Source organism: Aquimarina sediminis (assembly GCF_002895435.1).
In the GTDB taxonomy this organism is placed as follows: Bacteria; Bacteroidota; Bacteroidia; order Flavobacteriales; family Flavobacteriaceae; genus Aquimarina; species Aquimarina sediminis.
The window spans coordinates 225296-242288 of sequence record NZ_POYJ01000002.1 but is presented as its reverse complement, the minus strand read 5'-3'; the positions used below and the strand labels follow the sequence as shown (position 1 = coordinate 242288).

At 34.5% G+C, this 16993-nt stretch carries 15 protein-coding genes; 5 read left to right on the top strand and 10 right to left on the bottom strand.

The features are described from left to right. Nucleotides 1-12: 12 nt before the first annotated feature. From C1X07_RS05490 to C1X07_RS05475, 4 genes are read right to left on the bottom strand one after another with little or no spacing between them, the layout of a single operon-like run. Nucleotides 13-1122, bottom strand: coding sequence for a glycoside hydrolase family 3 N-terminal domain-containing protein (locus tag C1X07_RS05490; RefSeq protein ID WP_103068985.1), 1110 nt, complete (start codon nucleotides 1120-1122; stop codon nucleotides 13-15). Nucleotides 1123-1158: 36 nt separating this feature from the next. Next, entirely contained in the window at nucleotides 1159-2010 is an 852-nt protein-coding gene (locus tag C1X07_RS05485; protein WP_241507197.1) for a sulfurtransferase, read from the bottom strand. Between the two features lie 16 nt (nucleotides 2011-2026). Next, a complete protein-coding gene (locus tag C1X07_RS05480) occupies nucleotides 2027-2482 on the bottom strand; it encodes a nuclear transport factor 2 family protein (RefSeq protein WP_103068984.1) in 456 nt (151 codons plus the stop codon). A 42-nt stretch (nucleotides 2483-2524) separates the two neighbouring features. Then, complete coding sequence (locus C1X07_RS05475) at nucleotides 2525-3520, bottom strand: NAD(P)H-dependent glycerol-3-phosphate dehydrogenase (RefSeq protein WP_103068983.1); 996 nt, start codon at nucleotides 3518-3520, stop codon at nucleotides 2525-2527. A 124-nt stretch (nucleotides 3521-3644) separates the two neighbouring features. On the opposite strand from C1X07_RS05475, the gene C1X07_RS05470 reads away from it, so the two are divergent. The 5 genes from C1X07_RS05470 to C1X07_RS05450 all read left to right on the top strand — a co-directional run bounded on the left by C1X07_RS05470 (nucleotide 3645) and on the right by C1X07_RS05450 (nucleotide 11502). Then, complete coding sequence (locus C1X07_RS05470) at nucleotides 3645-4568, top strand: nicotinic acid mononucleotide adenyltransferase (protein WP_103068982.1); 924 nt, start codon at nucleotides 3645-3647, stop codon at nucleotides 4566-4568. A gap of 398 nt (nucleotides 4569-4966) precedes the next feature. Further along, complete coding sequence (amaB, locus tag C1X07_RS05465) at nucleotides 4967-6520, top strand: L-piperidine-6-carboxylate dehydrogenase (protein ID WP_103068981.1); 1554 nt, start codon at nucleotides 4967-4969, stop codon at nucleotides 6518-6520. Between the two features lie 334 nt (nucleotides 6521-6854). Beyond that, nucleotides 6855-7223 carry a hypothetical protein gene (locus tag C1X07_RS05460; protein WP_103068980.1) on the top strand — a complete coding sequence of 123 codons (369 nt, stop codon included), beginning with the start codon at nucleotides 6855-6857 and terminating at the stop codon, nucleotides 7221-7223. Between the two features lie 87 nt (nucleotides 7224-7310). Further along, a complete protein-coding gene (locus C1X07_RS05455; RefSeq protein WP_103068979.1) occupies nucleotides 7311-10985 on the top strand; it encodes a T9SS type A sorting domain-containing protein in 3675 nt (1224 codons plus the stop codon). A 55-nt stretch (nucleotides 10986-11040) separates the two neighbouring features. Continuing rightward, nucleotides 11041-11502, top strand: coding sequence for a hypothetical protein (locus C1X07_RS05450; RefSeq protein ID WP_103068978.1), 462 nt, complete (start codon nucleotides 11041-11043; stop codon nucleotides 11500-11502). Nucleotides 11503-11508: 6 nt separating this feature from the next. On the opposite strand, the gene C1X07_RS05445 is transcribed toward C1X07_RS05450, so the two are convergent. From C1X07_RS05445 to C1X07_RS05420, 6 genes are all read right to left on the bottom strand, one after another. Further along, a complete protein-coding gene (locus tag C1X07_RS05445; protein WP_103068977.1) occupies nucleotides 11509-12060 on the bottom strand; it encodes an NADPH-dependent FMN reductase in 552 nt (183 codons plus the stop codon). A 75-nt stretch (nucleotides 12061-12135) separates the two neighbouring features. Then, nucleotides 12136-13020, bottom strand: coding sequence for a glucosamine inositolphosphorylceramide transferase family protein (locus tag C1X07_RS05440; RefSeq protein ID WP_103068976.1), 885 nt, complete (start codon nucleotides 13018-13020; stop codon nucleotides 12136-12138). 27 nt (nucleotides 13021-13047) lie between these two features. After that, nucleotides 13048-14010 carry a glycosyltransferase gene (locus C1X07_RS05435; protein WP_103068975.1) on the bottom strand — a complete coding sequence of 321 codons (963 nt, stop codon included), beginning with the start codon at nucleotides 14008-14010 and terminating at the stop codon, nucleotides 13048-13050. Between the two features lie 75 nt (nucleotides 14011-14085). Then, complete coding sequence (locus C1X07_RS05430) at nucleotides 14086-15174, bottom strand: LLM class flavin-dependent oxidoreductase (RefSeq protein ID WP_103068974.1); 1089 nt, start codon at nucleotides 15172-15174, stop codon at nucleotides 14086-14088. Further along, nucleotides 15171-16268: an LLM class flavin-dependent oxidoreductase gene (locus C1X07_RS05425; RefSeq protein WP_103068973.1), complete on the bottom strand. Its 1098-nt coding sequence runs from the start codon at nucleotides 16266-16268 to the stop codon at nucleotides 15171-15173. Before C1X07_RS05425 ends, C1X07_RS05430 begins: the two co-directional genes overlap by 4 nt. Next, a complete protein-coding gene (locus tag C1X07_RS05420) occupies nucleotides 16265-16936 on the bottom strand; it encodes a motility associated factor glycosyltransferase family protein (RefSeq protein WP_103068972.1) in 672 nt (223 codons plus the stop codon). Before C1X07_RS05420 ends, C1X07_RS05425 begins: the two co-directional genes overlap by 4 nt. Between the last annotated feature and the right edge of the window lie 57 nt (nucleotides 16937-16993).

The window sequence follows — 16993 nt, the reverse complement described above, 5'->3', positions numbered from 1 at the left end:
TACAAACTTTTACTAAGATTTAATAACTCCAGCACAAACTTTTAATCTCAAAATCTTTTTCACAGATTGCAATACTTGTTTTTTATAAATAGCATCAGTTTTCATGGCTGCTAGGATAGAGTTAATAGTTTTTACCTCATTAGGAGGCATCAGAATTAAATCGCAACCTGCTTTGGAGGCTAGAAGCGGAGCGTTGTCCAAAATGGTAACTGCTTTCATGATATTAAGGGCGTCAGATATGATAATACCTCTAAAACCCATTTTTTCTTTTAATAAACCTGTAACAATCTTTTTAGAGCAACTAGACGGGATACCATTGGTGTCATACTCATCATTGTTTTTTATAGTTATATGAGCGATCATAATCGAGAGAACTCCATCTTCGATAATTTTTTTGTAGTTATCTACTTCTTGTAAAGAACCATCTATATATACACTTTGCTTATGAGTATCACCTTTTACCAGTCCATGACCAGGAAAATGTTTTGCGGTAGCAATGATTCCTCCTTCTTGCGTGCATTTTATAAATTGATTTGCCAAACGAACCACAGTCTCTTTGTTACTTCCGTAGCTTCTGGATTTAATGGCTTCGTTATTGGCACTAACATCTAATACGGGAGCGTAGTTGTGATGTACGCCAATGTCTCTAAGTTCGCGATTAATAATATTTACTACCGAATCTGATTGTGACTCATTTTTGATATCAATAGTTTTACCTACATCTCTGGCTCCTTTTATTCTCTTTGAAAAGAGGCTTGGTTCTGCATCCATACTAAATAGGAGGGGGATTGTCTTGTTTTCTTTAGAAATAGCGTTTAATTCAGTGATATCTTGTGTATGCTTTTGTTTATGCCCTTTTAAGTACACTACACCTCCAATAACATCTTGCATCGCTAATTTTTTTACTGTAGCTTCGGATTTTCCTATCTCTCCTCCAGAAGTAATAATCATCTGAGCCACTTTTTGTCTGTCGCTTAAAGTGTTAAAAATAGAATCTACAGTATACTCTAATTCAGAATTGTATTTATAGAAGTCCTGAAGACCAAATTTTGGTGTTTTTTGAGCATGACTTGCTGTAGATATTAAAATGAGGAAAAAGGTTAATCGAAAGAGATGATTCATATAAAAAAATTAAGCAGGTATTTTGATTTGTATTTGTTAGCATTTGATGGGTAACCCTTCTCGTAGCCCCCATTCACTCCAGGAACCATCATAAACCGATACATTATGATATCCCGCTAGCTCGGCAGCAAGCATAATGATACAGGCGGTAATTCCTGATCCGCATGTAAAGATCAGTTTTTTATCTTCAATATTAAAATTCTTTAGGATTTCTTGTATTTCTTTAATGGATTTCATTTTACCATTTTCCAGTACTGTTGTATAGTGTATGTTTACGGAATTAGGGATATGACCTCCTTTAAGATCTGCTCTTGGCTCTGGCTCGGTAGCCGTAAATCTTCCAGGGGAGCGAGCATCCAGAATTAAAGTGTTTTTATTATCTATTTCTGTAAGAACCCTTTTGGAATTAGTTACCAAGGTTGGGTTATAAGTAGCTTTAAAATCTCCATAGGGATATAGTTCTTGACTGTCATTTATTGGTTCACAAGGTAATCCAGACGAATACCATTCAGGAAATCCGCCATCAAGTATGGCAACATTGTGATGCCCCATAGTTTTAAACATCCATCTTACTCTAGGGGCAGAATAGATTCCTAACGAATCATAAATTACTATTGTATGACGAGCATTAATACCTAGTTTTCTAGATGCTTCTGTAAAATCCTCTGGCGACGGAAGCATATTCGGAATATCGGTATTTTTATCTGAAAAAGTACTTTTGATATCAAAAAAACGAGCTCCCTTTATTTTTAGGTTTAAGTTTTGAATAGCTTCATTAGATGTTACTTTTTTGATAGTTGCATCCAAAATTATTAGATCAGGATGATCGATATGTTCAGCTAACCAATTTACTGAGACAATAGGCTTTGTAATAGATATTGTATTCATGGGTTGGTTTATCAAATTAGGAAGCAATAAATTTATCAAGCATTTTATTGGTTTGCATAACAAATTTTTTCTTAAAAAAAGGAAACCCACCAAATAAAGCTCCTTTCCATCCGATGGCTTGAGATGCCCATCGGCGTATATCAAAATGATCGGTATGTTTTATAATTTTGCCATTTTTAAATTCAAATTGAGCATCAATCTTGTTGTGAACAGATCTTCCTGTTTTACTAAAGCTGTACCAAGCTTCCCAGTGTGCCGATCCAGTATGTTCATTTGCTTCAATCTGAGAGAATTCTACTTTGAAATCCTTAGCGTTTTTGCATAACATGCGCCACATGCTTTTTGCTCGCTCTCCCTTTAATTTCCCAAATGCAGGATCCTCAAAAATTACATCTTCATGATAACAAGATATCATAGTCTCTGCATCCTGATTGTTTAAGGCTGTGTAAAAAGTTTTAATAAGCTCCTTCATAAGATTTAAAGTGAAAAATAACAGGTATGAAGATAAGAATAATTAGTCTAGCTTATCGGTAAGTTTTTTAAACACTTTTTTAGGACTTTTATCTTCATATAAAATGGCATGTACTGCATCAATAATTGGTGTTCGGGCAGCTTTAGTAGCATCAAGTTCATAAGCTGTTTTTGCAGCGTAATACCCTTCTGCAACCATATTCATTTCCATCTGTGCACTTTTTACAGTATATCCTTTACCTATCATGTTTCCAAACATACGGTTACGAGAAAAAATAGAATATCCTGTCACTAATAAATCTCCAAGATAGGCTGAGTCATTAATATTGCGTTTCATTTTATGAACCTTTTTTATAAAACGCTTCATTTCACGAATGGCATTACTCATTAATACACTTTGAAAATTATCACCATACCCAAGTCCATGTGCTATTCCTGCAGCTACAGAATAAATATTTTTGAGAACAGCCGCATATTCTGTGCCTATGATATCATCGCTAATTTTACATTTGATATAATCACTGCTTAAGTAACTCGCCATTACTTTTGCTTTTTCTTCATCATTAGAAGCGATAGTCAGGTAAGACAATCGCTCTAGTGCTACTTCTTCGGCATGGCATGGTCCCGTGATTACTCCTATATTATTGAAAGGAATATTATACTCGTCATTAAAATGTTCTCCTACAATGAGCCCAGTTTCGGGGACAATCCCTTTTATCGCAGAAAAGATGACTTTTCCTTCTAAAGAAGTTTCTAGTTTCTTAAGCTCGCTATACAAGAAAGCAGAAGGAATTGCAAAAATAAGATAATCAGCAGAAGAGACTGCTTCTGTGATATCATTAGTTAGTTTTAGTTGTTTAATCTTAAACTCTACAGAGCTTAGATAATTGGGATTATGCTGTTGCCTTTTGAGGTGCTCCAGTGCATAAGTACTTCTCATATACCATCCGACTTCATTTAAGTTTTCGGTAAGCATTTTTACTATGGCAGTTGCCCAACTACCACCACCTATAACAGCAAATTTTGGCTTTTTTTCCATAAACAAGATTGTAGCGTCAAAAATAGGAAAAATACAACTCAAAATAAAAACCTGGCAACCATAAGATTATGAGTTTGGCACGTGTTTTGGTTCTTGTTTAAAAGAAATTGAAAACACACAGCATATGAAAACGATAAAATTACTTTCGATTATTTTTTTAAGTTCTATAGTATTAAGCTCTTGTGTAGCAGAGGTTGTTATCGAAGAAGATGTTTATATCGAAGAGCCAAGAATTAGTTTAAATACATTATTAAACTCGTATGAAATTTGGTATGTAGACATTGAGCGTACCAAAGGTAATGGTGAAATTCCGTTTTTACAGAAGGCGTTTACAGTTTCTTTTAAGAATGGAACATTTTTTGCCAACAACAACTTAGTAGGAATGGGAAGTAATGGAAACGGTTTTGGATTAGATGTTGGTTTCTATGATACTTTTCAAATGGAATTGGATATCAATCATGATATCGATGGGACGTATAGACTTATAATTAGTCAAATTTCGGATAATGAGATAGAAGTATACGATGGCGTTACTAATACGAGTTATTTTTTGATTGGATATCAACGAAGTAATTTTGATTATGATCTGGTTTTTTATGAAAACATCCATTATTTTCTTCAGGAATATGAAACTTGGGAAAAAGTATTTACCAGTGAGTATGGAGTGTTGAATGAATTTGACAATGAAAATTACTTGAAATTCTCATATTTTGGGTCTGGAGAAAACTTTAAGAGTTCGCAAGACGAAACAGGAATCCCTATCAACGACATTTTTTATGATTATACAGGGTATTATCAAGTGAATGATATCATTAACACTTTTGATAGGAAAACTTTAACACTTGATTACGATTATCTGGGCAATGAATTCTTTGAGTTATCCGTTATTAATGACAGTAAAATAGAATTGTTTCATCCTGCTTCAGAAACAGTATACCAATTTGTAGGTAGAGGATATATTCAATTTAAAAATTCTGAAAAAGGAAAACCAACTCAGAACGACAAGAAAAGAATTAAAAAAGCTGATTTTATGAAGCTTAGAAAATAAAAGTAAGGTAGCACTTAACAATATAAACTTTTTGGTTGGTTATTTAGTTGGGAATCGCTCTACAAGAGAAATCTTGTTTGAGCGATTTCTTTTTTTGATACTCGCTATAGAGTTGATAGATTTTAAAAAAGGAAACTCCTTTTTAAACCTAAGGTTAATTCGTGATATAATTTAAGAATCAATTCCGTACTTTTATACTACTAAAAGTATAACAGATAAGAGCTTTTTTTTTTGAACAGAAAGGATCAATTTGATCTGTGTCTTTTTTATTTTTTATAGAATTGATTTTTTTGAGGCTTAATTTATATAGTATTATTCAAAATTAGCTATAGAATCAATCAAAATTTAATTTATCTGTAAAACACAGTATCTTTACGTTTTCAAAAAGTAACATATAAATGGCAACAGCAATAGTAGATTTCGGGATTAAGGAAGCATTACAGCAACTAGGTGTTTCTGAGAATAATAAAGGGACTTCAACTGGGTCAAACTGGTTTTCGTCTGAAGAAACAATCTCTTCATATTCACCTGTAGATGGAGAATTAATTGGCAATGTGGAAACAACAACAGCTGCAGATTATGAAAAAGTTATTCAATCAGCAACTGATGCATTTAAGACTTGGAAAGTAATGCCTGCTCCACAACGAGGAGAGATTGTACGACAGTTTGGTGAAGAATTAAGAGCATTAAAAGAACCTCTAGGAAAATTGGTTTCTTATGAAATGGGTAAGTCATATCAGGAAGGTTTGGGAGAAGTGCAGGAGATGATTGATATTTGTGATTTTGCAGTAGGATTGTCTAGACAACTACATGGATTAACAATGCATTCAGAAAGACCTGGGCATAGAATGTATGAGCAGTATCATCCTCTAGGAATAGTAGGTATAATTTCGGCATTTAATTTTCCCGTGGCAGTTTGGGCATGGAATACTGCTTTGGCATGGATTTCTGGTGATGTATGTGTTTGGAAACCTAGTGAAAAAACACCACTTTGTGGAGTCGCTTGTCAGAACATTATAGCCAAAGTTTTAAAAGATAATAATCTGCCAGAAGGAATTTCTTGTTTGATTAATGGGGATTATAAGGTAGGGGAGATGATGACAACAGATAGAAGAATTCCTTTAATTTCTGCAACGGGTTCTACTAGAATGGGTAAAATCGTAGCTTCTACAGTAGGGCAACGCCTAGGAAAATCTCTTTTGGAGCTAGGGGGAAACAATGCAATTATTGTTACTCCGGATGCAGACATAAAAATGACAGTGATAGGTGCTGTGTTTGGAGCTGTAGGAACGGCTGGTCAGCGTTGTACTTCAACACGTAGATTGATAATTCATGATTCTATTTATGACAAAGTAAAAGATGCAGTTGTGGCTGCATATGGCCAATTGAGAATTGGTAATCCACTGGATGAAAATAATCATGTGGGTCCATTAATCGATACTGATGCTGTAAAAGGGTATCAAAATGCATTACAGAAAGTTGTCGAAGAAGGAGGAAAGGTTATTGTAGAAGGAGGAGTACTTTCTGGAGAAGGATATGAGAGTGGATGTTATGTTAAGCCTGCTATAGCTGAGGCTGACAACAACTTTGAGATTGTACAGCATGAAACTTTTGCACCAGTTTTATATCTTTTAAAATACAGTGGTGATGTAGAGAATGCAATAGAGGTTCAAAATGGTGTTGCACAAGGGTTGTCTTCTGCTATTATGACCAATAATTTGCGAGAAGCAGAGCGTTTTCTTTCTCATGCAGGATCAGATTGCGGTATTGCCAATGTAAATATTGGTACTTCTGGAGCAGAAATAGGAGGAGCTTTTGGTGGAGAAAAAGATACTGGAGGTGGTCGTGAATCAGGGTCAGATGCATGGAAAGTTTATATGCGTCGCCAAACCAATACTATAAATTATACTACAGAATTACCCTTAGCACAAGGTATCAAATTTGACTTGTAGTAAGTAAGTGTAGATAAGACTATTAAATAAAATCAATAAAAAAGCATCTGTTGTTATAGCAGATGCTTTTTGTTTAATACATCTACTAAATTGCTTTTGAAAGTTAATAAACTAACATTGTAATAAACTAAAAAAAAAAACTATAAAGATCAGAAGCGCAATAAAGTTTGATACTTTTTAGTTTTAAGATATCTGGGGCATATCATCATAAAAAGACAAAGTGTTGCGCATTTAAGGAAAGAGTTTATAAAAAATGTTAAAAAATGCAACCTTCTCTTTTAATATGCATCTTGTAACAGACAAGTAATGTTTTATAAAAATCTAAGTAGTATCGATGAGAAATGTTTTTTTACTTTTATTAATAACCTTTTGTGCTTGTAATGATGATGATAAGCTTGAGGATCCTGTTTTATGTACGACTGATTCTAGACCAGGTATAGAGGTAACAGTAAAAGATGTTACAGATGGTTTGTTTTTGGTAGAAGGAATAAAAGTAATTGCTACGGATAATGAGTATCAGGAAACTCTTCAAAACATACCTGACACTAATATTTTTGTAGGAGCTCATGAGCGCAAAGGAACTTATACAATTACAGTAAGCAAATCAGGGTATATTACAACTACCAGTGAGCCTGTTAATGTAACCGAGGATATTTGTCATGTGATTACAGAAGGTATTGAGATATTGTTGTGTAGAAAATAGCAGATATTCATTTTTTACCTTAATTTTAAGAAAAAATCTCAAAAATTTAAGCTAGATTTAGGAATTATTCACAAATCAGCTTATACGATGAAAACAATTTTATTCTATCTCAAACGTTTCGTTTGGGTGGTTTCTTTAATGGGAACCGTTATTTCAGTAAATGGGCAAAACTTAAAAACACAAGCAGACCCACAACCCAAAAAACCAGGAGCTCATCAACTCTATAAGATGTCGAAGCTTCATGATAACACTACTAAAATATTAAAAAGTGGTGATAATGCACTGGAAAGAATGCAGTTTGAGTTCGAAAGACTTAGAAATCCTAACACAAATGAAATTCCTGCAGATATTAGGAATGCAGAGCTTAAATTTTCTAGTAAAATTGCGACAGGAAATGATTCAAAACAATCAATTACCAACGCGGCAAAATCTTCTAAAGCAGGTCGTTTTTCTTATTGGAAAAATAGAGGCCCCTATAACGTAGGCGGAAGAACAAGAGCCATGGCTATCGACCGTACTAATGAGAATGTGATTCTTGCAGGAGGTGTTTCTGGAGGATTGTGGCGTTCTACTAATGCCGGAGAGTCGTGGAAAAAAGTAACTTCTAGAAGACAGTCTCCAAGTATTACATGTATTGTACAGGATCCCAGACCAGGTAAACATAATACATGGTATTATGGCTCAGGAGAACGTTTCGGTAATTCTGCAGGAGCAGGAGGTGCGTTTTTTCAAGGAACAGGAGTGTATAAATCTAACAATGGAGGAAGGACCTGGAAACTTTTAGAAGCTACTAATGATAACAATGTTAGTGCTTTTTCTCCTTTTGACTTAATTAATTCTATTATTATCAACCCGGTTAATGGAGATATTTATGTTGGTACTTTTAATGGAGTACATAGATCTCAGGATGGAGGGAATTCTTTTACAGAAGTATTAGCAGGTGGATTTGACAATACCGCAGAGGTAGCAGTTACTTCAACAGGTCAAATTTATGCGACTATCGATTCTGGAGGAAATCCCAATAATGGATATTTTACAACAACAGATGGAGATACCTGGACAGAAATATCACCTGGATCTTTGCCAGCAGCATATGGTAGAACTGTTATGGGAATCGATCCTGGTAATGAAAACATAGTATATTTCTTTACACAAAATTTGAGTGGAGGAGGACCTGCCCTACTGTATAGATATGATGCATCGGCATCATCAGAAGAAGCTTATACAGATCTAAGTGCTAATTTGCCAACAACAATCGGAGGAGCCGTAGGAAATCTAAACCTTCAGGGAGGATATAATATGATGGTCAAAGTTAGCCCAATAGACCCTAATCTAATGTTTGTTGGAGGAACAAATATTTATAGATCTACAACTGGGTTTACAACTCCTGCTGGTCAAGAAAGCTGGATTGCAGGTTATTCTCCTCTAAATGACATTAGTGTATATACAGATCAGCATCCTGATCAACATGCGTTTATTTTTTATCCTTCAAATCCTAATAAAGTGCTATCTGGTAATGATGGAGGAGTGTTTGTTACCGAGGATATAACTGCCACTAATGCAGGAGCAGAACCAGTAGATTGGGTTTCTTTAAATAATGGATATCTCACCACTCAACCCTATCACGTATCTTTTGATCCTGATGCCAACAGTGATGACTTAATTGCCGGTTTTCAGGATAATGGGACTTGGTTTACTAATACTACAAATCCTACAGATTCGTGGACAGAAGAATTGGGAGGAGACGGAGCATACAATGCAATTGCAGATGGTGGTAATTCGAGATATTCTTCTTTTCAAAGAGGAAGAATCTTTAAACTAAATTATGATGATGCAGGAAACTTTGTTTCATTTGCTAGTGTTACTCCTGCAGGGGCAAGTGGTTTCTCGTTTATCGCTCCTTTTATATTGGATGCCAATAATGACAATATTATGTATTTGCCTGCAGGAAATAGAATGTGGAGAAATAATAATTTAGATGAAATTCCTCTTTTTTCAAATGCCCTTACTACTGTTAACTGGGTAGATTTACCCAATACTGATACTCCAGCAGGAACTACGATTACGGCTTTAGATGTTTCCAAATTTCCGGTAGCAAACAGACTTTACTATGGCTCTAGTGCCGGAAATATATTTAGAATGGATAATGCCAATCTGGATAATCAAGAAGTTGTAGATATTTCAACAGGGAAAGGGTTACCAACCGGTTTTGTAAACGATATTAATGTTGACCCGTCAGATTCTGATAGAGTGATTGTTACTTTTTCTAATTATGGAATAATAAGTTTATTTCTTACAACAAACGGTGGAGATACCTGGACAAATATTAGTGGTAATCTAGAAGAAAACCCTGATGGTTCTGGAAATGGACCATCGGTAAGAAGTACAGCATTTTTTGGAGGTAGTCAAGGATTCTTTGGCGCAAGATTACAAAGAGTATATGCAGCTACAAGTACAGGACTATATTATACCAATAGGCTAAATGGTGATAGAACACGTTGGATAAAAGAGCCTTTTGCTATTGGTAATGCAGTTACTGATGAGGTAAAAACCCGTAAAGATGGATTTATTGCGGTAGCAGCTCATGGTAATGGATTATATAGCGCAAGATTTCCATTCTTTAATGAATTACCAGAGCCTTCTCTAAGTGTCGCGTATTTGCTAGATGATCTTCAGGTTGCAGAAAATAGTGAAGATGTAGAAGTAGATGTTACAGGATTATTCGTTCATTCTAATGGGGATCCAATAGATATAGAATTCACAAATTCTAATCCAGATCTGGTAACAGCTACATTAACAGGAAATACAATTACCCTTTCTTTTGCACCAGATAGTTTGGGTGAAGCTACTATTGGTCTTATTGCTACTTCTGGAGAAGAGCAAGTTGCAGAAGGATTTACTGTATCTGTATCAGAGTTCGCAATTTATGAGCAAATTACTGGAGCATTTTCGTCAGTGCCGTCGCAATTCTTTGTAGATTTTGGAGGTTTGGCACAATCTGCAGATGATTTTGTTGTTCCTGCAGGAAAAACATGGACATTAGAAAGAATAGTAGCCTTTGGTGGAGCAAATAACTCTCCGCAATTAACGAATGCAACTGTGGTGATATATGAGGATAATGCTGGAGTTCCTGGTAATGAGGTGTATAATAGTGGACAGATTGCTCCAATCTCTGATCCTGGAGATACGACTTTAAACCTGATGTTACCCGAAGCAACAGTACTCGATAGTGGAAACTATTGGATATCTGTATATGTAAACTTACCATTTAATCCAGGGGCAACACAATGGTTTTGGTTTTCTCAAAACGGAGGAATTGGTCAAGAATCACATTTTAAAGATGATTTAAATTTATTTGGTGTTGGAGCTACGGATTGGACACCAACTTCGGTCGCTTTTGGTAGTAATCTAGCGGATCAGATGTTTCAGATTTATGGAGCCGTTAATGATAGTGGAGCTGTCGCAGGTCCTGCCATTGCAGAACCTTTAGCTACTTTAGAGATTGAAAAAGGAGTCTCTGCATATCCTAACCCATCTTCTGGAGTATTCTCTTTTAGTCTTAATGGTGTAAAAGCAAAATCTAGCGCAAACATTCCTACTAATATTGCAATATTCGATATTACAGGTAATAAGGTGTATTCTCAATCTAATATTACAGGAAATACAGATGTAATCTGGAATGCTTCCGATATGTCACCAGGATTTTATTTTGTAACCATATCCGGAGGAGTTAATAAAACATTTAAACTTCTGAAACGATAATTCTATAACACAAAAAGGAGTTGAAATTTTCAACTCCTTTTTTTAATTTCATAGTATGAATAAAGTACTATACATAATAATAATGGGGCTTTTGTTTTCTTGTAAATCCAATAGTATTGCACAGGAAAAAGAGAATGAAGAGGTTCAACAGAAACCTAAAGTAGAAAGACCTAAGTTTAAGGATCTTCAAAATAATACTATTGATCCTAACATGGTTCATCTGGTATCAATAATGCAAAGCGTTAATAAAAACAAGGCGATTTGTGGTAAAACCTATACTACAACTGCAACAATAAAAGTGGACCGGATTGTTAATATAGGTTCGGGTATTGTTAATATGGTTTCTCCCGGACAGATAATTACTGTAGGATTCATGAATTTTCAGGAAAAAGAACTAGAAACATTAAAACAGATCGTAAATAAGAATAAGGAAGTTTTTTTGAAGATTAAAGAAGATCTATGCCCAGATATGAGTAATACGGTATATGAAGTCTTACAGTTTGAATCAAAAGGTTAAATGATTTTAATTAGAAAGTCGTTCAACATACCATAGAAAAGCCTTTGTAAACTCTCTGGTTTTTTTATTGAATGAATCATCTTGTAGAGCTCCAAGAATGTCAAATACTTCATTTACAGTAGATACACACAATTTTTCTGGAATAGGAATACCACCTAATGCCAATCCAACGGTACGTAATTGTGATAGACAATGTAATCCTCCAAATTTTCCTGAAGTAACAGTTACAATTCCTATAGGAATATGTTTGAAAACCTGTGGATTTAAATAGTCTAAAGAATTTTTAAGCGCCCCTGGTATACCATTTTTATATTCAGGGCTTACAATAATTATCCCTTGAGCTTGTGATAAGATATGACTAAATGTTTTTAACCCTTCAGGTAGTTGATTTGCTTGACCCATCCGCTCTTCCATAATGGGTAATGGATATTCTTTTAAATCTAAAAGCGTAGTCGCTAGGGTTTTATTTTGGCTAAGTACCTCTGCAATATATTGCGCTACATAATGACTTTTTCTTCCTTCTCTGATTGATCCGGATAAAACTATTATTTTTTTCATGTTTTTATTGTAGATATTTCTAATATTTGTTTTTTGGTATGGAGATGGGTGCAGAATTTTTTATCGTTATAAATTCTATAAGTTAACAGTATTACTATAACATCCGTCTACACTTGCTATCCATTGATTATCTCGTGTTTTATGGGCATCTAAATGGTGCATGCCTCTACTATTCCATTGCTTTTCTTTTTTAGATTGTTTTAAGATAGGGCTTTCCGGCAGTTCATGTTCATTATAGTTTTCTGGAGATAATTCAGTAATTTCAAAAGCCCGTACGGCAGAACCATATTTTGGATAGCAATCCTGACATAGCCGGATTATTCTATGATCAAATTCGATTATTCGACCTGCTGGTCTGGCAATTCTCTGGTTTTTTTCGATAATTGGATTTTTGGGATGTTCTACATATGGTCCTTCTAGATTGTTGGCATAAAATAGAGTTAATGTACTACTTTTGTGTTTTTTATCTGATGCAAATATCCACCAATGGTTATTATGTTGAAAAAGAGTAGGGTCGGCATATTGACCAGTTACAAGGTTGGTTTGAAACTCCCATTCATTAGGAAAATTCATGGCTTTATATAAACGAATAGCATTTGCATCCAATGTTTCGGGAACCATGTAATATGTTCCTTTGTTTTTAAAAACAAAAGGATATGATAAGTGATAATTTTCTTTTAAAACTACTTGCTGATAATCCCAAATTACACCATCTACACTGGTAACCAGACCTATTTCACCATTTCCTGTTTTTGTATTCAAAATTTCCATAAACAGATGCCATATATTATCTACTGGGATCATAAATGGATCGGCTACAAAGGATGCAGAAATATCGGTTACATCATGCCTTGTAATACTAGGTGTAGTATCATTTTTTTTTGGTTTTAATTGTAAAGGAGAATTTCCTGTATAAATTTTGATAGACCACATTTCTTCTAAATCATCACTACCTTTCATTATTTCTTTTTTAGTAAAAATGTATACTTAAACTTTTTCAAGAGATACCATTTCTCTATAAATAGCAACATATTTTTCAGCCATTTTGCGATAATGAAAATTATTCATAGCATAATTTCTACAGTTTTTTGGGTTGATCTTTTTGACAGAGTTTATAGCATGGTGATAGTCTGCTTCACTATTACAAACAAAACCCACTTTTTTAGACATAATCTCACTGTATGCTCCATTGCTACTACAAATCACAGGAGTGCCTGAGAATAAAGCTTCGACTATGGTCATACCAAAAGTTTCTGGAAATCTGGAGGGGGAAATAAGAGCTTTGGCTCCTGTAATCAATTCTGCTTTTTGCTTACCTCTAACATCTCCTACATAGATTGCACTATATTCTTTACACAATGCTTTTACTTTATCAATATCTTCTTGATTAGGACTTGACCCTGCAACTACTAATTTGAAATCTAAATCTCTTGCAAGTTTTAATGCTATATCTAATCCTTTGCCTTTATGATATCTAATATTGGCTATAAATAAAAAATAATCTAGTTTTTGTGTTGAAAAAATAAAATCATTGGGATCTAAGGCATTCCAGACATATTGAGTGGCGTTGTGAGAATGAGCTTGTGTCTTAGAAACATATATCCATTTACAAAGTTGTTTTACCTCTGGTCTATGACCGTGATTGGTTGCTAGTACAGGAATGTTTTTAGAAAGGTAATAGGAGATGATATGAGGCTCTCCAAGTGCTTTTATATGTACTATATCAACATCATCAATAAGGGAATTGGTAAATTTGATTCCCGACAGGTGAGACATCTCTTTTTCATTCTTTACATAATAAAATACTTCATGTCCATTTTCTACCAAGCCTTTGGCAAGCATATCATGTTGAAAGTTTGATGCTCCAGAAGGGATGCTAGTTATCTTTTTCCCTGTACCTTGGATGTTAGGATGTATATAACTATGGTCTCGTGCTAATAGTATCTTCATGCTTTAGTAATATTATATAGAAGTATTTCTTTAAGTTTGGTTTCAGAATTGCTGTTTTACACTTTCTAAGGAATATCATGTATAGCTTAATTTTGATTTTTTGATCTTTTCCATTTTACGAATTATGGGGATTACATGCTTTCCAAACCTTTTCATTTCTTCTAGTTTTGGCCATCCAGAAAGAATGAAATGGGTTATCCCTACTCTTTTATATTCTATGAATTTTTGAGCAACTTCTTCATAGTTACCTACGATGGCTATTCCGGTAGGTCCTACGGTTTTTATAGCTCCTGTCCATAAATTTGGACTTGGCCATTCATTTTTTGAAAGCATTTGATTTTCTTTGATAGATAGAGAATCACTTTTGATTACATATTGATTTTGTTGTTTGGCATGTTTTTTAGTGTTTTTAATAAGTTGGTTTGCTATGTTTATAGCTTCTTCATTGGTCGATCTGCAAATAACAGATAGTCGTATTCCTGCTGCTTTTCCTTGTGAAACAACCGGAGCTATTTTTTTTTGCATTTTTATAGGGGTATCGGCAAGTTGCATCCAACAATCACCATATTTTATAGTAAGATCAATTGCAGGCTGGGAGCCTCCACCAATAAAAATAAATGGTCGTTTTTGATTGTCAGATACATATGGAGTTTTAAGTAGCCCTCCTAATATTTTAATATGTTTTCCATCTACATTTACAGCTTCGTTATTGTTCCAGAATTGAGTACAGGTATTTAGAAAATCACCTGTACGTTCATATCTTGCATCGTGCGACAGAAAATCACCATAGTATTTTTGTTCTGAAAGGGAATGTCCAGCGACAACATTTAAGTATATTCGTCCATTAGAAAACGTGGATAGTGTATTTATTTGCTGGGTAAATAATGTAGGAGATAGTAATCCTGATCGTACGGCAATAATAAACCCTAATTCTTTAACTTCATTAACAAGAGCTAGTGTTAATAATGTAGGATCAGGTTTGCCATAATTAATGTCTACCAATACAGATTCTATACCTAACTTTTCTGCTTCTTTACAAAATCTCTTTTGTAATGATAGATCTGGCAATGCTGCTTTTCCTTCATCATTTTGGGTGGCACTGGCTACGGTAGATTCTCCTCCTTGTATTAATCTCCAATGAAAATGTATTGAATCGTGTGTCATTGTCTTATGTTTACAGCTTTAAGTTCTTCTTTCGATTCCATTTTTCTTACAAGAGGTAAAACACCTTGTCCAAAATGTTCAATTTCTTCTATATCTGGCCATCCAATAAATAAAAATTGAGAAACACCTATTTTTTTATAAATTAGTAATGCCTTAGCAATATTTTCGTAAGAACCTACTATTGCGATAGACGGAGCTCCCATATAGGGTACAGCTCCATTCCATAAATAAGGTGTTATCCATGTGGATCTATCAGTAAAGGCTTTTTCTATTATTTCTTTAAACCCTTGAGAGTCGTAGCGTTCGTTATACCCTTTATGTACTTTTTTCGTATTACCAATGAAGTTTTTTAGCAAGTTTGTGGTAGCAAGTTCTGCCGCTTCTTGAGTTGGTCTGGCTATAATAGACATCAATAAACCAACTTCTTTTCCTGATGCCAGTACTGGTGCTATAATGGGCGCTAATGCTTCAGGAGTATCTGGAAACCTCCATAAACAATCTCCTTGAGTTGTTACTAAATCTATGGCTTGTTTAGAATTACCACTGATGTAAACTTCAGGACGTCCTTTCTCAGAATTATATGGGGTTTTAATAATTCCATTTTCTATCTGATAGTAAGTTCCATAAAAATTAACCGGGGCTTTATCCATCCAAAACCTATTACAGATTTCTACAAACTCTTGGGTACGTTCATTACGTTGTTTTTTGTCTTTAAAGTCACCATAATATTTTAGCTCATCTGGTGTATGCCCATTTACTACATTAATATGAATACGATCGCCTATAAGTGTTGATGCAGTATTTAGTTGCTGTACAAAATAAGTAGGGGTAATTAATCCTGATCTAACCGCTACTAGGAACTTAACATGACTGGTTTCTTGTCCTAAGGCTACTGTTAGTAATAAGGGGTCAGGACGAGTAAAACCAATTGCCATAAGTATAGAGTCAATACCATTTTCTTCAGCTTTGCGGCATAATTTAAGTTGTTCTTCAAAATTCAAAAGACCGGTAAGTTCTTTTTGTTCTCCAGTTGCTCTAAAATTATCCCCTACCTGAGACAAACTCCAATGAAACCTTATGGGATTATTTATCATGATTCTTTGGTATAAAAAGGGATATCCAGTTTTGATGTACTCAAAGTAGATATCTTTATGTTAAGTTTGTTACGCATGTACTGTAATAAAGGGTTAAATCGTTTTACACTATCCCATGTTTCTCCATGTAAATGAAGTACATTAGGGTCTTCATTTTCACTATTATCCCAATATTGATTGCCAGACATGTCAACACCACAAAGAAGAATTTCACGAACACCTACATTAAGGGCGATTTGTACAGATAGAGCCGATACAGAAGCACCGTAACGAATACACCCTTGTACAGGAAATACCACTTTTTCTTGCAAAGGTTCTTTTTCTAGGTCAAAATAATACACCTTATCTTTAGACATCTCTAAAGCTGTTTTGGTAATTGAGGGTACTATCTTATCCCGATATACTCTTATACCAGAAAATTTTTTGTCTGGAAGGTTGAACCAAGTATTATCGGTATGCGCTATTACCCACCAATCTGGATTTACTTCGTTGATAAGAATAGCCTTGTTTACTGCAATAATAGAAAAATCATCAGGGATTTCGTTATAATGATTTTTTCCGTTTAAGCCAGGTGCTACAATACATACCTTTTCACCCAAATTAAATCCTGAATCTAAAATATTGGTCAATTTTGGTATTATATTATTGTTTTTTGTATCTAAAATCATGCTAATATGGTACTGGTTATTTCTTTTTTTAAATACTTTGAGATTTTAGGCTTAACT